Below are 22,109 nucleotides of genomic sequence, written 5' to 3'. Positions count from 1 at the left end.
TCAAAATCACTTTAACATCGGCTTTAAGAATCTCGCCGTATGCGAAACCTTATTTTTCGCTACTTCTTCAGGCGTACCTTCAGCAATAATCATACCGCCACCAGCACCACCTTCAGGACCTAAGTCCACAATCCAGTCGGCAGTTTTAATCACATCCAAATTATGCTCAATCACCACGATGGTATTACCCTTATTGCGTAGCTCATGAAGAATATCTAAAAGTTTGGCAATATCGTGGAAATGTAAACCTGTGGTTGGCTCATCAAGCACATACAGGGTTTTACCCGTATCACGTTTGGCAAGTTCACGTGCAAGCTTCACACGCTGTGCTTCACCACCTGAAAGCGTAGTAGCAGATTGACCTAAACGGATATAACCCAAACCAACTTGATGCAAGGTTTCTAAACGACGATGAATCACAGGAATCGCATCAAAGAAATGCATTGCATCTTCAACGGTCATCTCGAGTACGTCAGAAATGTTTTTGCCTTTATAGCCGACTTCCAATGTTTCACGGTTATAACGCTTGCCGTGGCAGGCATCGCATGGCACATACATATCCGGTAAGAAATGCATCGCCACTTTAATCATACCGTCGCCTTCACAAGCCTCACAGCGACCACCTTTCACGTTAAACGAGAAACGACCTGCGGCATACCCACGTGCTTTGGCTTCTGGGGTTTGAGCAAAGAGTTCACGAATTGGCGTAAACAAACCTGTATAGGTTGCAGGGTTTGAGCGCGGTGTACGTCCAATTGGGCTTTGGTCAATATCCACGACTTTATCGAGGAATTGTAAGCCATCAATCGAATCAAATTTTTCTGCCGTTAACGTCGTTGCACCATTCAATTGTGTTGCTGCAAGTGGCAATAAAGTACGGTTAATTAAAGTCGATTTACCTGAACCCGATACACCCGTCACACAGGTCATAACACCTAAAGGAATGGTGAGATCAACATTCTTTAAGTTGTGACCACATGCACCCATCAGCTTAATTTGCTCATCAGGTTTAGGTGGTTGTACACGCGTTTTCGGCACCTCAATTTTTAACTTACCTGAAAGGTATTTGCCGGTCAGAGAGTCTTCATTGGCTGCCAATTCATCATACGTTCCTTCAGCAATGACATGACCGCCATGCACACCTGCACCCGGACCAATATCAATAATATGATCCGCTGCGCGAATGGCATCTTCATCATGCTCTACCACTAAAACAGTGTTACCGAGATCACGTAAACGAACCAAAGTCTCAAGCAAACGGTCATTATCACGTTGATGCAAACCAATCGATGGTTCATCCAGCACGTACATGACGCCCATTAAGCCAGCACCAATTTGCGAAGCTAAACGAATACGCTGTGCTTCACCGCCTGATAAGGTTTCGGCTGAACGAGATAGACTTAAATAGTTCAAGCCGACTGATACAAGGAAGTGCAAACGCTCACGAATTTCTTTAAAAATCTTATCGGCAATTTCACCTTTGGCGCCTTCAAGATTGAGATCTTGATAATAGCTTTCAGCATCGCCAATCGACATTTTGGTAATTTCAGCAATGGTTTTGTCTTTGACACGCACATGACGTGAAATTTCATTGAGACGTGAACCGCCACAAGCGTCACATGCAGCATTCGATAAATACTGAGCTAAATCATCACGTACATAGTTTGATTCAGTTTCACGGTAACGACGTTCTAAATGTGGTAAAACCCCTTCGAAAGCCATCACACGGTTATGACGGCGACCACGTTCATCGATATAGCTTAAATCAATTTTTTCTTTGCCTGTACCGTAAAGGAATTTCTTTTTGGTATCCGCATCAAGTTCATTCCACGGCGTATCAAGAGAAAAGTCGAAATGTGCAGCGACTTTTTCAATCATGCTGTAATAGTATGGACGCTGACGATCCCAACCACGAATTGCCCCTTGGCTAATGCTGACTTCAGGGTTTGGAATGAGTTTGTCAGAACTAAAATGGCTGCGTGTCCCTAAACCATCACAGACCGGGCAAGCACCAAATGGGTTGTTAAAAGAAAACAGACGAGGTTCTAATTCGGCAACGGCACGGTCACATTCAGGACATGAGTGTTTTGCTGAAAACACACGATCAGATTGTTCGCCTTTCATCCATGACAAAATCGCAATATCGCCACCTAAACGCAGTGCGGTTTCAAAACTTTCTGCAATACGGTTGCCTAGGTCATCGCGGACTTTAAAACGATCGACCACGACTTCAATGGTGTGTTTTTTCTTCTTATCCAGTTCAGGCGGTGGATCAATTTCCATGATTTCACCGTCTACACGTGCACGGACGAAACCTTGGCTTTGTAATTGCTCAAATAAATTGGTGTATTCCCCTTTGCGCTCACGTACAACAGGAGCAAGTAACAATAAAGCCGTACCTTCTTCAAGTGCTTTAACCGCATCAACCATTTCCGACACGGTTTGTGCCACCATCGGCAAGTCATGCTCAGGGCAGTAGGGTGTACCCACTCGAGCATACAACAAACGTAAATAGTCATAAATTTCAGTAATCGTACCGACCGTTGAACGTGGGTTATGACTGGTTGATTTCTGCTCGATGGCAATAGCTGGACTTAAACCTTCAATCGAATCGACTTCAGGTTTTTCCATTTGTGACAGGAATTGGCGTGCATAGGCAGATAAAGATTCCACATAGCGACGTTGACCTTCTGCATATAAGGTGTCGAAAGCCAGTGAAGATTTACCTGAACCTGAAAGTCCCGTAATCACCACGAACTTATCGCGTGGAATATCAAGGTTCACATTTTTTAAGTTATGGGTGCGTGCGCCTCGAATACGGATATGACTTTGGCTCATAAAACATCTCGAAAATATGCTGAGTGAAGGTGATATATGATAGCGATTTAATTTTGTTCAAGCACAAATGAAAAATAAAACACGACAAATTATGTCGGTAAAATTTCATTGAACAGCAAAAGTCCAATGTAAAGTGCTTTGAGAGCTCCTGTAATCTGATTTTAAATAGATGAACAAGACATAATCAATTCGCAAATTTGATGTCATGATGAGCCATAGGATGTTAAATATAAGTGAATTTCGGGTGAATATTGATCAGCAAGCACGTGAATAGTGACGTTCGAAAATAGAGTCCACCTGTTCAAAACATATATGTCTTTCAATTGCATGATGTTGACGTGCGTAAAAATTCACTTCTTTTTCTAAGTGTTGAAGAAAATCGTTATATTCCGCTTTGAAATGTTGTAAATCTAGAAAATCAAAACGTATAGAGCTTGAACAAGAGTATTGAGCAATGAAGTCGAGCATTAAATTTTGAATATGATGATTGGTAAAATAAATGAGATATGTGGCAGCAGATCCACAGTGTGTACATCCTTTTTCTAAATAAACTTCTTCATTATTTAACCAACAGCATTGTAAAGTGAAATATGCACGGATTGCTTCTGTTCCCAGTGAATGTTGCATAGAAAACCTCAAGTAAATTTTATTTATGATAATGAGAATTATTATCAAAAATAATTGTGCTTGAAGTTTGCTTTAAAATCCAGTCTTAAATCCATTTAAATCGAAATGAGCCTGAAAGTCGGCAATGCAGTTTAGATCACCGACCTTTAATTTGGTTATACAGGTGATAGCATCATGAGTGATCTAGGCTTAACCATTGACGTTGATGATAAGCACTATCCCAGAATAAATATTCGAGTTCAGCTCCCCGTGTGTAAGCTTGATGCATTTTTTCAATGGTATGTTGATCGCTTTCTGCCGCAACTCGGTCAATAATTTCAATGACTTTGCGTACTTCTTCGTTGAAATGCTCGCCAGCATAAGTGTCAATCCACGCTTGATAAGGATTATTTGCAATATTACGTTTAAGAATGTCTTTGCCCACTTCCGCATAAATCCAATAGCACGGCAGTAATGAAGCTAAAACGACAGGATAACTCTCTGACCATGCAGTAGCTGTCAGAAATGAGGTGTAATGATGGCAAGCAGCAGTCAAAGGTGTATTTTCAAAATCAGCTTTAGTGATGCCAAATTCGTGCATAAAACCATTGTGCAGTTCACGCTCGACCACAATGGCTTCATTAGCGCCTTGCGTAAATTGAATAATGGCATCGGAGTCATATGCTTTAGCACCACAAATAGCCAATGCTCGACCATAGGCAACCAGATAATGCGCATCCTGAATGACGTAATGGCAAAAAACTTCTCGATCGAGTGTTCCAAGCGCCAGTTCTTGGTTAAAAGGGAGTGCTAATGTTTTTTGATATAAATCGTAGTTTCGTTGCCAAACGGCTTCTGAAAAACGCATAAATCCATCCTGAATAAAATCATCTCTAGGTATCATCTAAGATCATATCAATTTGTCGTTACAAAACTAGCTTGAGCGATACATCATCTTCAACAAAAAAATCATACGAAGAACTTTGGATAAATTTTGAAAACTCGTCATAATTAGCACAGTTTAATTGAGTGTCTTTTAGCGCTAGAGATCAGACATTCAATTTATAGAATTTTTACAAATCACTAAGCACAGACTTTGTTTAATAATCGTCATATAAAAACTCTAAGTTTATGTTTTGTAAAATTTTTATTGATTCACATCATTTTTATAAGGTCGCTAGATTATGTGGAAACATTTTGGTTTCTCTATCGTATTCACGATCGTGTGTCTTGCGCTGTCTGCCTATTGGGGTTATACCCATGGTCCAGAAGCTGGCCTCAAGACCATGTTCACCGTACTGACCATTACTGCAATTTTAGCTGTGATGGAAGTTTCACTTTCTTTTGATAATGCTGTCGTGAATGCTTCAGTCCTTCGTCATTGGGATCACTTTTGGAAAATGCTTTTCCTGACTGTGGGTATTCTCATTGCAGTATTTGGTATGCGTTTAATCTTCCCAATTGTGATCGTCGCGGTCACAGCGGATATGGGCATGATGGAAGTTGTCAATTTGGCATTAAATGACCCTAAAGAATATTCGGCACGACTGATGAATCATCATCCTGAAATTGCAGCATTTGGTGGTGCATTCTTATTGATGGTATTCCTTAACTTTTTCTTGGATGATGGTAAAGACACGCATTGGTTCAAATGGATTGAGCGTCGTTTAGCGAAATTGGCATCTGTACCTGCACTATCTGTATTTGTTGCTTTAGTGGCTTTACTGATTATGGCAGCTAATGTTGATGAAGCTAAGCGCTTAGTCGTGACTATGGCGGGTATTTGGGGTATCGTCATTTATATTGGGGTACAAGTACTGAGCCATTTGCTGGGTGGTGAGCCAGAAATTGATGAAAATGGTAATGCAATTGGTCACGATAGTAATGGTGTGCCAACAGGCGTAGTCAAAGCAGGTATCGGCGGGTTCTTGTATTTAGAAGTATTGGATGCATCATTTAGTTTTGATGGTGTGATTGGTGCTTTTGCCATTACTTCAGATGTTGTGGTGATTATGTTAGGTCTTGCGATTGGTGCCATCTTTGTTCGTTCGATTACCATCTATCTCGTTGAGAAAGGCACTTTAGATGCTTACATCTATTTAGAACATGGTGCGCACTATGCAATTGGTGCATTGGCTTTCATTATGATTGCGAGTGGTACAGGCGTACATGTTCCTGAAGTGGTAACAGGTCTGATTGGTGTAGCATTTATTGTTTGGGCAGTGATTGCATCTATTCAATATAAGAAGCGTCAAGCGCTACAAGGCTAGATGAATACATCAAAAAAAGCACAGCATAAGCTGTGCTTTTTTTGGCTTAAAGCTTTTGCTCTAGGGAAAACAGATGGTGTTGATCTTTATTTCAAATAAAATTCATGCCTGTTCATCAGCCGAATATTCTATAATCAAAGTAGACATAGAAATCACGCGATAACCTAAATTTTATGATGAATGCCTTAGAACGCCGTTCCACATTTGCATTGAGCAGCATTTTTGCATTGCGAATGTTAGGTCTGTTTATGATTGTCCCGGTCTTTTCTGTTGCGGGACAGGCTTATGAATATGCAACACCTGCTTTGATTGGTTTGGCTGTAGGTGTGTATGGTTTGACTCAGGCAATACTACAAATTCCTTTTAGTTTGATTGCAGACCGTTATAGCCGAAAGCCGCTGATCGTATTGGGTTTATTGCTGTTTGCCTTGGGTGGTGCAATCGCCGCAATGTCAGACACAATCTACGGTGTGATTATAGGGCGTGCAATAGCTGGGGGTGGAGCTGTCTCTGCTGTCGTCATGGCGTTATTGGCAGATGTTACGCGTGAAGAAAATCGTATGAAGGCGATGGCAATGATGGGGATGAGTATTGGTCTCTCTTTCGTTATTGCATTTAGTTTAGGGCCATGGTTGACCAGCGTGGTGGGTATTTCAGGCTTATTCTGGGTGACCACACTCATGGGATTACTTGCCATTGCAATGCTATTTCTTGTTCCCAAAACAACACGTCATCATAAAAATTTTCAGCAAGGTTATCTCACTCAGCTAAAACAAGTTTTGAAAATGGGCGATTTAAATCGCTTACATGTTTCTGTGTTTGCTTTGCATTTATTGCTGACGGCGATGTTCATCTATGTGCCTTCTCAATTGATTGACTTTGCAGATATTCCTTTAGCTCAGCATGGTTTGATCTATCTTCCCTTATTGGTAATCAGTTTATTTTTTGCTTTTCCTAGTATCATTCTTGCTGAAAAATATCGAAAAATGCGAGGTATTTTTCTGACAGCGATTGCTGGGATCATCGCCGGTTTGATCGTGATGATTTTTGGATTTGAATCGAAATACATTTTGTTGCTTGGTTTAGGTCTTTTCTTTATTGCCTTTAATGTGATGGAAGCACTACTGCCATCTTGGTTATCGAAGGCAGCACCTATCCAATCCAAAGCGACAGCAATGGGTGTGAATGCCAGTGGTCAATTCTTAGGTGCTTTTTTTGGCGGTATACTGGGTGGGCAATTGCTGATGTTAAATAACACTGCTCTAGGCTGGGGGGTACTGACAGGAATTGCCATTCTTTGGCTGTTCATTAGTTTTGGATTAAAGCAGCCACGTTATTTATCATCACTGATTTTGAGTTTGCCCAAAGTCCAAGAAACAGATGAATGGACTTCTCAGTTACTGGCAATTCGTGGTATTGAAGAGGTCGTGGTGATGACTGATCAACAAGTGGTCTATGTCAAAGTTGATAAGCAGCAGTTAGATGACACTGCGCGACAACATTTAACGCACTTGTTGGGTAAAGAGGTAGCCATTTAATCATAACTCTTATAAAGTAAAACATAGAATCGAATAGGAAGATTAGAGCACATGCGCGGCGTGAATAAAGTTATTTTAGTTGGTACTTTAGGTAAAGATCCTGAGACAAAAACATTTCCCAATGGTGGTTCATTAACGCAGTTTTCAATTGCAACAAGTGAATCTTGGACAGATAAAAACTCAGGTGAACGCAAAGAACAAACAGAATGGCACCGTATCGTCTTACATAATCGTTTAGGTGAAATTGCACAGCAATATTTACGTAAAGGTTCAAAAGTTTATATTGAAGGCTCTTTACGTACCCGTCAGTGGACAGACCAAAATGGTCAAGAGCGTTATACGACAGAAATCCGTGGCGAACAAATGCAGATGTTAGATTCTAATAATCGTCAGCAAGGTGATAATCAAGGTGATGGTGGTTATCAGCAACCTCGTTTTAATAATAATCAAGGCGGTTATGGGAACCAAGCGCCTGCTCAAGGTGGTTATGGTAATCAGGCGCCTCAAGGCAACTATGGCAATGTTAATCAAGGTTTCCAATCACCTAAACCTCAGCAGCAGCCGGCAAAGCCTATGGCGACAGCACCGTCTGATTTAGATGATGATTTACCGTTCTAGATCATATATTTAAATAGTTAAAAACCCTTTGTATAACAAAGGGTTTTTTGTTTTTATGGTGATATAGTAAAACGTTTGTTCATAGTTGAATTAGGGATAGTTGAATGAAACACGGGATTATATTTTTAACTTGTGTGCTGTGTAGCAGCATGAGTTTAGCACAATCACCACAATGGACCATGTTTGATCGGGATGATGGGGGCTGGTCTTATATTGATAAAACGACTATTAAATCACTCGATCAAGCCTCGCATATTTTTGAAATTGACTATAAATATGTGTATGAACATGGCGTGCCCTCATTAAACATCAAACCAAAGGGCTACATACAAGCCGTTCATCAAATTGATTGTCAAAATAAAGCCAGAGCCTTTGTAAAAAGTCAGCGTTTTACACCTCAAGGTAAAGCCGTAGATGATAATAATTCATTCGATACGATTTATTTTGAACCCATGTCGATGCAACTTCCTAAAAATATTAAATTAATTGAGATGTTGTGCATCAAATAAATTTAATCATTTTAAAGAGCAGAGCATTGTGACGTTGTATTTAAATCAATGTGTCATCATTCAAAGCCTATGAGCATATCAAGGCTCTGAATGACAGTTATCCTAAAATTTTGATTTACCATTCATAGCGTAGACGGAACAGATGCATATCTGGGGTTTGGAACGTGTCATGTGTATATAAACGCTCATAATCAAAGCCCAAACCATGGTTAAATCTAGCTGCTATACCAACACCGAGATCTCGGCGTTTAAATTCGGAGCCACTGGTATATTCAAGTTGATTTCCCATGATATAGGGCTGAATGAATTTGATACCGTATTCTTCAATCTTGAAGTGCTGTCCCGCATAAAATTCAACGCCATAAGCCTCAGTATTCAGCAATGATTGAAGTTGAAAATCGCTCGATTCACTGTAAGCATCAAAATTTGGAACTAGATTTTTATACCAACCAGCGCCAAAGCTAAGCATCCATTTTCCATCAAAATAAAATAATGAACTTGCCCAAATTTCTTGCTTTAAATCATGTTTATCTTGTTGATTATTCAGACTAGCATCGTTGTACTTCCATGAGGTCGCCCAACTTAAATTTTTATTTAAATGCACATCAACTGCCAATTCGGCACCATTTTTACGTTGATATTGCACATCCGTATCTGCGACCGTCGTACTATCCTTGAACAAATAGCTGGCATAAAAATCTGTCTGATCGGTTTTAAATTCGTACCGTAAGGTTTTATGCGCTGCTTGGGTACCATCTGTATAAGCGACAGGGCTCCACGTTTGGGGCTGAGCCAAGGTTGAGTAATTCCATAGGTCGGTTTTTGCCCCTACGATGTCGTAATAAATACTATAGATTTTTCCAAATTTAACGGTACCGTATTCTGAATCTCGCAGACCAATATACGCCTGTTCGGTGGTGATGTTTTCATCAGAGGAACGGTAATGACCGTCCCAATCCAGCATCTTGGGAAGATTGATATAGTTTTGATAGCCTGCAATTAAATGCAAACGTTCATTCCATGCATAATCAGCATTGGCATAAATACGGCTATTTGAGCTATAGCCATCTCTGCGATATTTCTGATTTTCGTTAGATTGATCGTAATGATCGAAATTTAAGGCTTGTAGACGAATACTACCAGACGTGGTGAGTTTTAAACGATCGGATTCACTCACAATTTGCTGTTCATCTATGAGTGTTATCTCGGCAAATGTAAGATTTGACAAAATAAAGGTGCAGGAAAGGAATAGCTTGTAAAAGCAAGGTTTTGACATAGTAACATCCGTGTGACTAGATATGAATTAAGCTGGTGATTCAGCTGATTAAAGCTGAGCAGAAATTAGGTGGTCATTATCGATTTAAAATATCGTTCCAAAATGGAGTAGTGGTTAGTGTCTACAAAACTCAATAGATGCGTGAATTCAGGCTCTAGTTGCTGTCGAATTTGATAATATTTTTGGCTCTGCCATTTCAGTTCTGGTAACTCATCGAGTCCATACGCAATCGTACAGGGCTTAGCAAAGTGCGTAGAATGTTCAACTGGACTTAAGTTTTTAATGTCTAGCTCAGATAAATTTAGCGCCTTGTTTAAATGTGTTTCTTGAATCGGTTTTAGGTCATAGATCCCACTGAGTAATACCGCTGAACCAATCAGGGGGTGATCTAAATTTAAAGCAGCTAAATGGGCACCGGCAGAATGCCCAACCACAATGACATTGGAGCTGATCCAAGTTTGTTTGTGGATATAATCGAGCGCTTTACGAATTTGTAGATTAATCAGATTTAAACTACTTTGAGGCGCTAAATCATATTCAATCAAAACACATTGAGCGTTTTGCTTTAAAACAAATTCAGCAACAAAGGCAAAATCCCTTTTTTCACACCATTGCCAATAACCACCATGTATAAAAATAATAGTAGTATTGGTGGCAACAGGTGTGGGGAAAAAATCCAGTGTAGATCTTCGCTGAAAGTCGTACTGTAAATCGGCAATATGATGGTGTTGCATATAAGTCGCTTGGCTCATTTTTTGAAAATCAGACAAGATCTGATTTTCATCCGTCACAGTTTGCGAGTTGTCATAGAGCATGATTTGCAGCTCCTTTACTAGGCTTGTTCATTTTCAGTTAATTGATGCTTTAAGGATGATTTCTTCATTTGATAGAAAATGATTAACATCACGATAAAAGGCACGCCAAACTGGAGAGTTGATTTAAATTCTTGTGTAAACCATGTGGTAAGCGTGATTGCAAGAATGGCAAACAAACCAATAAAGGAAATATAACGACTACCAGGAATGCTGTATTTGAGGTGGATATTATTTTTTGCCAAGTTCTTTCTGAAGAAGTAGTGTGTGGCAAAGATCGCCCCCCAAGTAAATAAAGCTCCAAACATGGACAGTGCAATCATGATTGGAAATGCTGATTCGGGATTAATGCTATATACAATACTCGCCACGGCAATACCTGTTGCCGAAAGTAGCAAGGCATTGATGGGCACCCCATTTTTACGAATTTTACCAAACAGTTTCGGTGCATCTCCTGAACGTGACAAACTGAATAACATACGCGTTGAGATATATAACATGCTGTTCATTGCGGACAGTGCTGCCACAATCACAATGAAGTTTAAAATATGATCAGCAAAAGGAATGCCGACAATTTGCATAACAGACACGAAAGGACTGGTTGCACCTGGTGCTATCAATTGAGTCCATGGAACGAGAGTGACAATTAAACTCAGCGATAGTAAATAAAATAGAAATAAGCGAATCGCAGTGCTTTTGAAAGCGTATTTAACTGCTTTTTCAGGATCATTGGCTTCACCTGCAGCAACCGCGATCATTTCGATACTGAGATAACTAAAAATAGAAATAATGACACCAATCCAAACACCTTTAAATCCATTTGGCATAAAGCCATCATGTGCAGTGAGATTGTGAGTTAGCGCTTGATGAGGATTTGGATCTTGCGTCAAAATACCTATTGCCAACAGAATAAACACAATGATGGCAAACACTTTGATCGTCGAAAACCAATATTCAACTAAGCCAAATGCTTTGACACTATAAGCATTTACTGCGAGAAGTACGGTTGAAAAAAACACGATCCAAATACCTGAACCGACATGAGGAAACCAAAGTTTCATATAGTCAGCCACGGCGGTAATTTCTGTGCCTACAGCCAACACGATACATGCCCAGTAGCTATAACGAACTAAGAAACCAGAAAGTGGATTTATATAATGTTCAGCGTAAGCACCAAACGAGCCTGAAGTGGGGTGTTGTACAGTCATTTCTGCCAAGCAAGCCATTAGTGCAAAAGCAATTAATCCGCCGATCGCATAGCTTAGAATGACAGCAGGTCCTGCAAAACTAATGGCAAATTTACTACCCATGAATAGACCAGTGCCAATGGCACCGCCTATTGCAATCATGCCCATTTGTTTAGCGGTTAATTTTTTATGTAATCCTGCTTCGCGTGTTTGAATTTTATCGAAGTTACTCATAAGCCCTCCTGGCCATGGTGATATAAAGTGAGTAACTGAATTAAGTTACTTGACCTCGCACCGAATATTTTTCATTTTTCCATTCTTCATTCAGCATCACTTGTTTAAGATGTTGAACAGCATGCCATATGTCTTCATGGCTTAGGTACAAAGGTGTGACCCCAAATCTGAGCACGGCTGGCTCTCGGTAATCTCCAATCACACCACGTGCAACAAGCGCTTGGACAATGGCATAACCGTGTTCATGGCAATAACTCACATGACTACCGCGCTGTAAATGATCGATTGGTGTAATTAACTCAAAACCAAATTCAGCACATTCCTGTTCAACCAATTGAATAAAGAGATCCGTTAAATTTAGAGATTTTTCTCGGATCTTTTGCATGTCAGTTTTTAAGAACACATCTAAACCACATTCGATCAAACTCATGGACAAAATACTTTGTGTGCCACATAAAAAACGACGAATGCCTTGAGCTGGCTCGTAGTGATCAGCCATATCGAAAGGACGTTGATGACCCCACCATCCTGAAAGAGGTTGCCAAAATTTATTTTGGTGTTTTGCATTTACCCAGATGAGAGCAGGAGAACCTGGTCCACCATTAAGGTATTTATATGTGCAACTTACGGCAAAATCACTTTGGGTCTTGTTTAAATCGATTGGCACAGCACCTGCAGAGTGACATAAATCCCAGATGACCAAAGCGTTATATTGATGAATCGTTTGGTTGACCTGTTCCATGTCATAGAAATATCCTGAGCGGTAATTGATATGTGACAACACCACAACTGCCGTTTGATGGGCTTTCAGAGTGGTTTCTAATTCATCAGGATGTTCGATTAAAACCAGTTGGTAGCCTTTTTGAACAAGGTCAATATAACCTTCAATAATATAGAGGTCAGTCGGGAAGACGTCCTTTTCCGCAATAATCACTTTACGTTCAGGAGCGATTTCAGCTTGGATTTTGACAGCAGCAGAGAGTGCTTTAAATAAGTTGAGTGTGGTTGAATCAGAGATCACCGTTTCGCCTGGATTTGCCCCAATGAGCTGAGCCACCTTATCACCTAACCGAGTCGATAATCCCCACCAATCCGCTTTGTTCCAGCTATTGATGAGATCTTCCCCCCACTCTTGGCTCACCACTTCTTGAGCACGTGTTAAAGCAGATTTAGGGCGTGCACCAAGGGAATTTCCATCTAGATAGATAGTATTCTCAGGTAAAGCAAATTCATTTTTTAAATGTTTCAGTTCGTCTTCAGCATCCCATGCTTTGCATTGATCTAAGGTAATCATTTTTATCCTAACTCGGTCCGTGTTATTTCATTCGATTTTATCACGGTAATTTTTAGTATTTATCCGATAATTATGCTTGAAATTGCATGAAAACTGGATAGTATTCGAATTAAATATAAAAAATCAGGATGATATTTAGGAATGAATTTAGACCTCATTGATCATAAAATTTTAAGACTATTACAACAAAATGCACGACTAAGTCATCAGGAATTGGCAGATTTAGTGAATCTTTCTGCTTCAGCATGCCATCGACGTGTCAAAATTTTAGAAAACAATGGAGTCATCGAAAAATACCAAGCAAAAATTAATTATGAAAAATTGGGTATTCAGGTTGAGGCGATTGTCGAAATTAAACTCAATCAGCTGACCGAATCAGATCATCAGCATTTTCTGAGCCAGATTCGTAATTTTGATGAAGTGATCAATGCTTTTATCATTACAGGGGATTCGAATTACGTTCTCTTTGTGGCCACCAAAGATTTAAATGGGTTTTCCCAGTTTATTATTAATAAGTTAAACAAAATTAAAGGTATAGCCAACATTAATTCTAAAATTATTCTTGAAAAAGTGATCGAGAAGACCTTCATGTGATCATTAATTTTTTTATGAAAAAAGTGAATCCGTATTTTAAAATCAACCTCGAATTGATTTTACAAGCGATGTTTTTTTTATGAGTTAAAACACATAAAACTGCTATTATGGTTCATCTTTTTTTTTTAAATAATTCTATGAACGAACATTACAAATATATATACACTAAATTTAGTTTTTTTGGTTCATTACCTACATATAAGGTGTTTCTGAATGAACAAAATAAGATCGTAAAATGGGTCTTTGCTGATAACTCTTTTATCTATGGGTATATATCTGATTGGGCATTGAATCATTCTGGTTTAGATGTGGGAAAGGCTACTTGGGCTGAAGAGTCGACATTATTACTAAATAATGAAAAATTTAAACTTAATTTGTATAGGTCTTTACATCAAAAATTTAAAACAGAATTATCTGAATAATTTATCTAGTAACGATAATGAGTTTATAGTTTTTGATAAAAATAAATTATTTAGATTGCTATATATTTCAAATTAGCGTACAAATGCACTTGTTGATGCGGGATGGAGCAGTCTGGTAGCTCGTCGGGCTCATAACCCGAAGGTCGTTGGTTCAAATCCAGCTCCCGCTACCAATTAAAAACTAATTTAAAAGTTTACAACCTAATTGCGGTCGATCTGTAGTTAGGTTTTTTTATTAAAGAAAATTAAATCAATAAATCAATTAAATATGTGTTATATTGGTTTTCTAGAATTATAATTTTATTGTTTACTAATTTTATTTTGATCTGATATTAATTACATCTTTCATTCTATTAAAAGTCTATCTTCAAAATTATTTTCTAATTATTCATTACATAATATAGGAAATAAATGATGTCTAATTTAACAACTGGTACAGTTAAGTGGTTCAACGAAACTAAGGGTTTCGGATTTATCGCTGTAGATAATGGTCAAGATGTATTTGCTCATTTTAGTGAAATTCGAGCAAATGGTTTCAAGAATCTAGTCGAAGGACAGCGAGTTCAATTTGTTGTACAACAAGGTCAGCGTGGCTTACAAGCAAGTGATATTGTAGCTATTTCATGAATACCTCATTAATTGAGGTGAAAGATCAGTTTGAAGTTAAATATGCAGTGATAGGTACATTTAATACTTCGCAGCATGCTTCGAACTTATCTCAAATAAATATTAAATTTATCACTGTTGATAATGAAAATATAAGACCTAGTTTTGATTTAAATTTTCATAGTTTAAATACTGGTAAAATTTACCAGCTCATTTAAATATTAAAATTAAACCATAAAGTATTTTTTATGGTATAATCGTTGTTGATCGAATCCGTAAGCGAAACGGAAGTGTTTAGATAGAACTTAGAATTGCGTATTCTCAATTTATAGATTTTAATATCTATGATGTCTAAACAGTTAACGCAGAGCATGAACTCGCACCATGCCGATCTTAGAAGTCCACAATCTCATTGTGGGCTTTTTATAATTAAATACATGCTAATGTAAAATTGTAATTTGAATTATAGGCTTGAGCCTCTTCGATATCAGAATCCATACTCTCGATTTAAATATTTAATATTATTTTTAATTTTACATGAGCTCATGAATGAGTAAGTGAAAATGAATATCTCTAATGGCTGGACTACAGCAAAAGCAGTGAATGGTGAAACCATTCGAATTAACATTATCCCATTTCATAAAGTTCAAAATACGATGAGAGGGCAAATTCTTGTAGAAGTTTCTAAACAAGTTGAAGTCGAATCAGGTGAAGTATTTGAAATAAACTTAGATGGCCGATCTTTTTTCTTGGGATTTAATAATCTATATAAGATTATGATTTAAAAATATTTTTCATAAAAGTCTAATGCGAAAAATTAGACTTTTATGGAAATAGAATCATAATACTAGTAACAGAATTATATAGATCACGATTAAGATTTACCCCATACATACCAATGATGATTTTATAAAAAATATCCGAAAATTATGTGAATAAAAGTTGGATAACTCATTTTTTAACATTGTTATTTTTAAGTAAAACTATAATGAGAATATCTTTTTAACATACTAAGATAAATTACTGTACAAATAGTGACCTGTGTAAGTTCAATTTATAAAGCACAACTTATTATCTTAACAACTATGTATAAGGAAAATAACATGAGTAAGAAGAAGATCAGTATCAATGCAAAAATTCAACAGTTTGAACAGGATAGCTATGTCGACCCTAAAGGTAAAACACTTACGACTTCACTAGGGGTTCCTGTAGTTGATAATCAGAATAGTCTTAAAGTAGGGGAGCGTGGTCCTACACTGTTAGAAGATTTTCTATTGCGCGACAAACTAATTCACTTTGATCGTGAGCGTATACCAGAACGTGTTGTCCATGCTCGAGGATTTGGTGCTCATGGATATTTTGAACCTTATAAAGGCAATGAAAAATGGACTAAAGCCAAATTTCTGACTGATACCAGCAATCCTACCCCTATTTTTGCGCGGATATCTACAGTTCAAGGTGGACGAGGCTCAGCAGATGTTGTTCGTGATGTTCGAGGTTTTTCTATTAAGTTTTATACGCAAGAAGGAAATTATGACTTAGTAGGAAACAATATTCCTGTTTTCTTTATACAAGATGCTATTAAATTTCCTGATTTTGTCCATGCTGTCAAGCCAGAAGATCCGAATGAAGTCCCGACTGGACAATCAGCACATGATACCTTCTGGGATTTCATTTCTTTAAATACCGAAACAGCACATATGACAACTTGGGTGATGTCAGATCGTGCTATTCCTCGTAATTTGCGTTCTATCCAAGGTTTCGGTGTACATACATTCAGACTTATCAATGCGCAAGGCAAAGCTCATTTAGTCAAATTTCATTGGACTCCAAAGCAAGGGGTTGCTCAAGTCGTATGGGACGAAGCATTAAAACTGAATGGCAAAGATCCTGATTTCCATCGACGAGATCTATGGGATGCAATCGAAAATGGAAATTATCCTGAATGGGAGCTAGGAGCTCAAATTTTCACGGAAGAAGAAGCTTCTGAATGGGATTTTGATGTTTTAGATCCAACTAAGCTTGTACCAGAGGAATTAGTACCTGTAACTCCATTAGGCAAATTTATATTGAACCGTAATACAGATGATTTCTTTGCCGAAACGGAGCAAGTTGCTTTTAGCCCAGCGAATATTGTATCTGGTATAGATTTTAGTAATGATCCTTTACTTCAAGGAAGATTATTTAGCTATACAGACACCCATCTACATCGTTTAGGTACAGCTAACTTTAACCAAATTCCAATTAATAAACCTGTATGCCCTTTTCATACCAATAGACGTGGTGGATTTGCTAACCATGAAGTTTACAAGGGAAAAGCAAATTATGAACCAAATTCAGTGGATGATAATTGGCCACGAGAAATTGGGCAGCAAGAAGGGGGATTTAGTTCTTATCCTGAACATGTGGAAGCAAGTAAATTACGTATTCGACCTGAAAGCTTTGCAGATCATTTCTCACAAGCGACACTTCACTATATGAGTTTGAAGAAGCATGAACAACAGCATATTAAAGATGCTTATGCATTTGAACTCTCTAAAGTTCAAGATGAAGAAATTCGTCAACGCGTGGTTGATCGAATTCTAGTAAATATCGATAAGGATCTCGCGACATACGTTGCAAATGAGTTAGGTTTAAAACTGTCTGATAAGCCAGCGATTAAAAAACAGAGTAAAGTTAAAATTTCAGAAAAACTTAGCATTGAGGCTTTCCCAGCATCAGATATTAAACAACGTAAAATTGCAGTACTTGTGCATAATGGTGCAAATGCAACTTCTGTAGATGCCGTGAAAGCATGGGCTGAAAGTGAAAATGCGGTTGCAGAAGTTTTAGCTCCAAGTGCAGCTCCAGTTAAATCTAAAGATGGAAAAGAAATAGCAGTAGATGGTCGACAAAATGGTGAGCCGTCAGTTACATATGACGCAATTGTTGTTATTGATGGCGATAATCTAGAAGCATTTAAGGCTGATGGAGTTGCAAAACACTATGTTCTTGAAACGTTTAAACATCTTAAACCAATTTATTTGCTTGGAGATAAAGAAAACCTTCTCGAATACTTTGGTATCGAACAAGATGATGCTATTTTTAGTAGTAAAACCTTTAAAGATCATCAAGATAAATTTAAGAAAGCGATACAAAATCACAGACTCTGGTCTCGAGAGGATATAGTAGCAAGTATCCCAGCATAAAAATAAGAGAAGCCTAGATTCACTATCTAGGCTCTTTTTTTTTAGGTAGTCATGATAGGTTTATTGATCGAATTATTTTGATTGGTCTTAAGTAAATATACCGTGAATAATCTGAGCACAGTTCATCATAGAGCTTTTAGACTCGTAATTCGAGCGACGTTAGATCGCTACTTGATTGGTTTCTATTTATGGCCTTGAGTAATTTGATACAAAGCTAATTTTGATTTGTCTAGAGAATTGCTATTCTTGAGCTAGCGCTTGAAAATTTGAAATGTGAAACCGCCATACATATTTGTAAAAGTAATTCTATGAAAGATAATAAAAATGGGAAACAAACTTTGAGTAATGAACGGTTTCCTTTTGAAACGTCACTCCCGATACTACAAAAATCTAAGTTGGGGCATCATTTCTTTAGAGTGCAAAACTCACATATATCCATGGATCTTATTGAACTGATTCGTGAAAGAAAGTCATGATCGGTGTAATCGATGTGGCAACCAATCAAATTGAAACACTTGACGAAATGGTGAACACTTTGCGTAAAGTTTTGCAATTTGTCGATGCTGATAAGCTATACCCTTCAACCAACTGTGGAATGATACCACTGTCTCGTCACGTGGGACGTGACAAACTTGAAGCCTTAAGTATGGGTTCAGCGATCTTAAACTAAGAAGTTAGTGCTTTAGCTGAGTTTATTTTCTACATTCAAGATGGATCATCTGTGCAATCACCTATATCCTAGGTTCGCACGAGTTTAGCAATTTATATTTGAGAAGAGAAAAATGATTGAAGCTTCAGACTACAGAAACGCAATGTCTTTATTAACCACTGCAGTCAATATTATTACAACAGCTGGTGAAACAGGACAGCATGGTTTCACGGCTTCTGCTGTATGTAGCGTTACTGATTCACCTGCTACGCTTTTGGTGTGTATGAATCAATCATCCCGATCTCATCAGTATTTTATTGAGAACAAAGTTTTATCTGTCAATGTGCTCAGTTCTCAACATGAGTCTCTTTCAAATGCTTTTGCATCGAGTCAATTGAGTGCAGAACAACGTTTTGGATTAGCCCAATGGGGTAAATTGAAAACAGGTTGCCCGGTTTTAAAGGACGCTTTAGTCAGTTTTGATTGTGAGATTGAGCAAATTCAACGAGTGGGCACACACAGTATTTTTATTTGCCGAGTTGTAGCCATTCAACAAAGCTCGCAAGAGGAAAGTCTTGTCTATTTTAATCGATCTTATCATCAGGTGAGTGCAGAAGAGGAAGTTTAATGAGCTAGAGCAGCAAGATTTTCAATCGTTTCTTATAATGATTATAGAAATAGATCAGCGTTTGATTAATGATCTTGGGAAAGATGGTGAATCGTAAGCCTCGAACAGTGAGCTTTCATAGTGTGAGGTTAAACCCAATGGATATTACTCGAATCGTTTATGGTCATACAGAGTGAATGATCTTTCTCTTTGGGATGAAAAAAGAAAAGTATTATTTTCAAAAATTTGAAACCAATTAAATAAGTTTTAAAAAAAAATCAGTGTTTTATATTTAATTTATTCTCTTAAAGAAATATATTAACTTTTAAATCTGGAAATTCGATTGTTTTTATAAATACTTTCGGTTTTACCAATCCAGTCATCTTTTGTATTCTCTATTTCAACGAAGCAACACTCTCACAAAGAAATAGAGGAAAACACATGAGTTTAATCAATACTGAAGTCAAACCATTCAATGCAACTGCTTATCAAAATGGTGAGTTCATTGAAGTTTCTGAGCAAGATTTTAAAGGTAAATGGTCTGTTGTCTTTTTCTATCCTGCAGATTTTACATTTGTATGTCCAACAGAATTAGGCGATCTTGCTGATAACTATGCTGAATTCCAAAAGTTAGGTGTAGAAATTTATGGTGTATCTACAGATACTCATTTCACACATAAAGCTTGGCATGATACTTCAGATGTGATTGGTAAAATTCAGTATCCACTTATTGGTGACCCAACGTGGACATTGTCTAAAAACTTTGATGTATTGATTGAATCTGAAGGTTTGGCAGATCGTGGTACATTTGTAATTGATCCTGAAGGAAAAATTCAAATTGTAGAGATTAATGCAGGTGGTATTGGTCGTGATGCTCAAGAACTTCTTCGCAAAGTGAAAGCGGCTCAATATGTTCATGCCCACCCAGGCGAAGTATGTCCTGCGAAATGGAAAGAAGGTGATGCTACACTTGCACCATCAATCGATCTTGTAGGTAAGATCTAAATTAAGTTGAAAAGTAAAGAACCAGCACGATGTGCTGGTTTTTTATTAAGAGGCATAACCTTCTTGATTTTGTGCTGCTTGTCGTAAACCTTCAACCAAGTGGTCGATGAGTTTTTCCATCACGAGTCGTTGTCCTTTACGTGATGCATAAACGAGTTGCACAGTCCCTATATTTGAGCACCAGTCAGGTAAGATGTGTATAAGCCGTCCTGCTGCCAAATCCTTTTGCACTGTAAGATAAGGTAGATCTGCAATACCTAATCCATCCATCACTGAATAATACACACCAGCCAAATCATTACTTTTAATACGTGGTTGTAATGGAATTTCAATGAGATCATGCCCTTCAATTCGGTGCAAATTCCATTGATAGTGTGTTTTTTGAGTTCCTAAAACAATTGTTGGAAAATCATTGATTTCAGTTGGATATTCTAAAACGCGACCCTGTAAAAGCTCAGGGGTTGCCACTAAACAATGCGTGGTTTTGATGACATCACGAACCACGATGGTGGAGTCTTCATTGGCAGAAAAATTAGTTCTGATCGCCAAGTCAATATCATCGTGCAATACATCTACGCGTCGGCTGGTTAATTCCATCTCGACTTGAACTTTTGGATAGCGCTTCAAAAAATCATTGAGTAAAGAGCGAATTTGATAACGCATCATTACGGGTGGGCAACTAATTTTAACTAGACCCTGAGGTTCACTTTTCTGTTTAAGTAAAACATTATGAGCGCAATCAACTTGGTTGATTACTTTTTCACATTCTTGAAAAAATTCTTGACCTAAAGGCGTTACTTTGAAATGGCGAGTAGAACGTTGAATGAGTGTGACATTAAATTTTGCTTCGAGTTCTAAAATACGTCGACTAAGCTTTGATTTAGTTATATTTGACGCGTCACTAGCAGCACTGAAACCGCCGTATTTAACGACCAAATAAAAATAGTAATAGTCATCAAATGAATGCAATTTTCACCTCGACGCCTGATCCGATAAAGTTTAAGCATAGGTTAAACTAAGCCGTTCAAGAAATCATCTTGGGTTTTGAATATGGTAAAAAAAAGCGACCCAAAGGTCGCTTTTATTAAATATTATTTTTTAGTGGTGTTCTTTACATAGCTAACCATTAAGTTTTTATAGTCAGGAATATGCTCACCGAATAAAGCACCTAAACCTTCGATATCATTACGCCAGTCACGATGTAACTCACCTGCAGCACCAAACCATGTCATAAGTTGAGCACCTGCTTGAGACATGCGGTTCCATGCAGCATCGCGCGTAATTTGGTTGAATGTACCAGATGCATCAGTAATCACGAATACATCAAAGTCTTCAGCAAGAGCTGAAAGTGTAGGGAATGCAACACATACTTCAGTCACAACACCAGCGATGATCAGTTGTTTTTTACCTGTCGCTTTAACAGCATTTACAAAATCTTCGTTATCCCAAGCATTGATTTGACCTGGACGCGCGATATATGGAGCATCAGGGAACATTTCAACTAATTCTGGAACGAGTGGACCATTAGGACCATCTTCAAAACTTGTTGTTAAAATTGTCGGCAAGTTAAAGTATTTTGCTGCTGCTGCGAGTGCTAAAACATTGTTTTTAAACTTATCAGGATCGATATCACGTACAAGAGAAAGAAGACCTGTTTGGTGATCGACTAAAAGCACTACTGCATTATCTTTATCTAAACGAACGTAAGGTTTGCCCATTATTATTAGCCTCTATGATGTTAGTAAGTGTGAATACGTATCAATGAACTCGTATTCAGTCACCAGTTATATTAGACTGAAAATGAGATAAATTTGTGACCATTTTTAGGATAATTAGTCTTATTAATAGGAATATTG

At 38.0% G+C, this 22,109-nt stretch carries 19 protein-coding genes, 1 tRNA gene and 1 pseudogene; 12 read left to right on the top strand and 9 right to left on the bottom strand.

The genetic code is table 11. The features are described from left to right. Window positions 1-6: 6 nt before the first annotated feature. From uvrA to tenA, 3 genes are all read right to left on the bottom strand, one after another. Window positions 7-2,838, bottom strand: a complete 2,832-nt coding sequence (uvrA, locus tag AC1M9B_RS04260) for an excinuclease ABC subunit UvrA (RefSeq protein ID WP_180028471.1) — start codon at window positions 2,836-2,838, stop codon at window positions 7-9. A 255-nt stretch (window positions 2,839-3,093) separates the two neighbouring features. Beyond that, window positions 3,094-3,465, bottom strand: coding sequence for a hypothetical protein (locus AC1M9B_RS04255; RefSeq protein ID WP_481608652.1), 372 nt, complete (start codon window positions 3,463-3,465; stop codon window positions 3,094-3,096). A gap of 172 nt (window positions 3,466-3,637) precedes the next feature. Further along, window positions 3,638-4,312 carry a thiaminase II gene (gene tenA / locus AC1M9B_RS04250; RefSeq protein ID WP_481586851.1) on the bottom strand — a complete coding sequence of 225 codons (675 nt, stop codon included), beginning with the start codon at window positions 4,310-4,312 and terminating at the stop codon, window positions 3,638-3,640. 316 nt (window positions 4,313-4,628) lie between these two features. Between tenA and AC1M9B_RS04245 the strand changes: the two genes are divergently transcribed. From AC1M9B_RS04245 to AC1M9B_RS04230, 4 genes are all read left to right on the top strand, one after another. Then, window positions 4,629-5,714 carry a DUF475 domain-containing protein gene (locus AC1M9B_RS04245; RefSeq protein ID WP_179999088.1) on the top strand — a complete coding sequence of 362 codons (1,086 nt, stop codon included), beginning with the start codon at window positions 4,629-4,631 and terminating at the stop codon, window positions 5,712-5,714. 173 nt (window positions 5,715-5,887) lie between these two features. Then, window positions 5,888-7,252, top strand: a complete 1,365-nt coding sequence (locus AC1M9B_RS04240) for an MFS transporter (RefSeq protein ID WP_481608651.1) — start codon at window positions 5,888-5,890, stop codon at window positions 7,250-7,252. A gap of 51 nt (window positions 7,253-7,303) precedes the next feature. Next, window positions 7,304-7,870: a single-stranded DNA-binding protein gene (gene ssb, locus AC1M9B_RS04235; protein WP_481608650.1), complete on the top strand. Its 567-nt coding sequence runs from the start codon at window positions 7,304-7,306 to the stop codon at window positions 7,868-7,870. 104 nt (window positions 7,871-7,974) lie between these two features. Next, window positions 7,975-8,379, top strand: a complete 405-nt coding sequence (locus tag AC1M9B_RS04230; protein ID WP_481608649.1) for a hypothetical protein — start codon at window positions 7,975-7,977, stop codon at window positions 8,377-8,379. 115 nt (window positions 8,380-8,494) lie between these two features. Here the strand turns inward: AC1M9B_RS04230 and AC1M9B_RS04225 are convergent, their stop codons facing one another. The 4 genes from AC1M9B_RS04225 to kynU all read right to left on the bottom strand — a co-directional run bounded on the left by AC1M9B_RS04225 (window position 8,495) and on the right by kynU (window position 13,182). Further along, window positions 8,495-9,556: a porin gene (locus AC1M9B_RS04225; RefSeq protein WP_481608648.1), complete on the bottom strand. Its 1,062-nt coding sequence runs from the start codon at window positions 9,554-9,556 to the stop codon at window positions 8,495-8,497. A 164-nt stretch (window positions 9,557-9,720) separates the two neighbouring features. Then, a complete protein-coding gene (locus tag AC1M9B_RS04220) occupies window positions 9,721-10,473 on the bottom strand; it encodes an alpha/beta hydrolase (protein WP_481608698.1) in 753 nt (250 codons plus the stop codon). Between the two features lie 14 nt (window positions 10,474-10,487). Then, on the bottom strand, window positions 10,488-11,888 hold the full coding sequence (locus tag AC1M9B_RS04215; RefSeq protein WP_180028467.1) for an amino acid permease: 1,401 nt from the start codon (window positions 11,886-11,888) through the stop codon (window positions 10,488-10,490). Window positions 11,889-11,928: 40 nt separating this feature from the next. Beyond that, complete coding sequence (gene kynU / locus AC1M9B_RS04210) at window positions 11,929-13,182, bottom strand: kynureninase (protein ID WP_481591876.1); 1,254 nt, start codon at window positions 13,180-13,182, stop codon at window positions 11,929-11,931. A gap of 141 nt (window positions 13,183-13,323) precedes the next feature. On the opposite strand from kynU, the gene gigD reads away from it, so the two are divergent. The 8 genes and pseudogenes from gigD (at window position 13,324) to ahpC (ending at window position 20,253) form a co-directional block, all read left to right on the top strand. After that, on the top strand, window positions 13,324-13,776 hold the full coding sequence (gene gigD, locus AC1M9B_RS04205) for an Lrp/AsnC family transcriptional regulator GigD (RefSeq protein ID WP_092766480.1): 453 nt from the start codon (window positions 13,324-13,326) through the stop codon (window positions 13,774-13,776). Between the two features lie 518 nt (window positions 13,777-14,294). After that, window positions 14,295-14,371: transfer RNA gene (locus tag AC1M9B_RS04200), tRNA-Met, on the top strand. A 241-nt stretch (window positions 14,372-14,612) separates the two neighbouring features. Next, window positions 14,613-14,825 carry a cold-shock protein gene (locus AC1M9B_RS04195; protein ID WP_035267602.1) on the top strand — a complete coding sequence of 71 codons (213 nt, stop codon included), beginning with the start codon at window positions 14,613-14,615 and terminating at the stop codon, window positions 14,823-14,825. A 542-nt stretch (window positions 14,826-15,367) separates the two neighbouring features. Next, window positions 15,368-15,589, top strand: a complete 222-nt coding sequence (locus AC1M9B_RS04190; RefSeq protein ID WP_035267598.1) for a hypothetical protein — start codon at window positions 15,368-15,370, stop codon at window positions 15,587-15,589. A 318-nt stretch (window positions 15,590-15,907) separates the two neighbouring features. After that, the gene (locus AC1M9B_RS04185; protein ID WP_481591877.1) at window positions 15,908-17,992 is read left to right on the top strand and encodes a catalase; all 2,085 of its coding nucleotides are present in this window, start codon (window positions 15,908-15,910) and stop codon (window positions 17,990-17,992) included. Between the two features lie 236 nt (window positions 17,993-18,228). Further along, a pseudogene (locus AC1M9B_RS04180) lies at window positions 18,229-18,662 on the top strand (uroporphyrinogen decarboxylase/cobalamine-independent methonine synthase family protein); the annotation flags it as partial. 112 nt (window positions 18,663-18,774) lie between these two features. Continuing rightward, window positions 18,775-19,269, top strand: coding sequence for a flavin reductase family protein (locus AC1M9B_RS04175; RefSeq protein ID WP_481608647.1), 495 nt, complete (start codon window positions 18,775-18,777; stop codon window positions 19,267-19,269). Window positions 19,270-19,689: 420 nt separating this feature from the next. After that, window positions 19,690-20,253: an alkyl hydroperoxide reductase subunit C gene (gene ahpC / locus AC1M9B_RS04170; RefSeq protein WP_035267594.1), complete on the top strand. Its 564-nt coding sequence runs from the start codon at window positions 19,690-19,692 to the stop codon at window positions 20,251-20,253. A gap of 45 nt (window positions 20,254-20,298) precedes the next feature. Here the strand turns inward: ahpC and AC1M9B_RS04165 are convergent, their stop codons facing one another. Further along, window positions 20,299-21,222: a LysR substrate-binding domain-containing protein gene (locus tag AC1M9B_RS04165; protein ID WP_035267593.1), complete on the bottom strand. Its 924-nt coding sequence runs from the start codon at window positions 21,220-21,222 to the stop codon at window positions 20,299-20,301. A 122-nt stretch (window positions 21,223-21,344) separates the two neighbouring features. Further along, window positions 21,345-21,971: an isochorismate family cysteine hydrolase YcaC gene (gene ycaC, locus AC1M9B_RS04160; RefSeq protein ID WP_035267592.1), complete on the bottom strand. Its 627-nt coding sequence runs from the start codon at window positions 21,969-21,971 to the stop codon at window positions 21,345-21,347. Window positions 21,972-22,109 lie beyond the last annotated feature (138 nt).

This window comes from Acinetobacter sp. ANC_7513, assembly GCF_056779915.1.
Note: the sequence above shows the minus strand (reverse complement) of the source record. Positions and strands in the feature narration are given on the sequence as shown.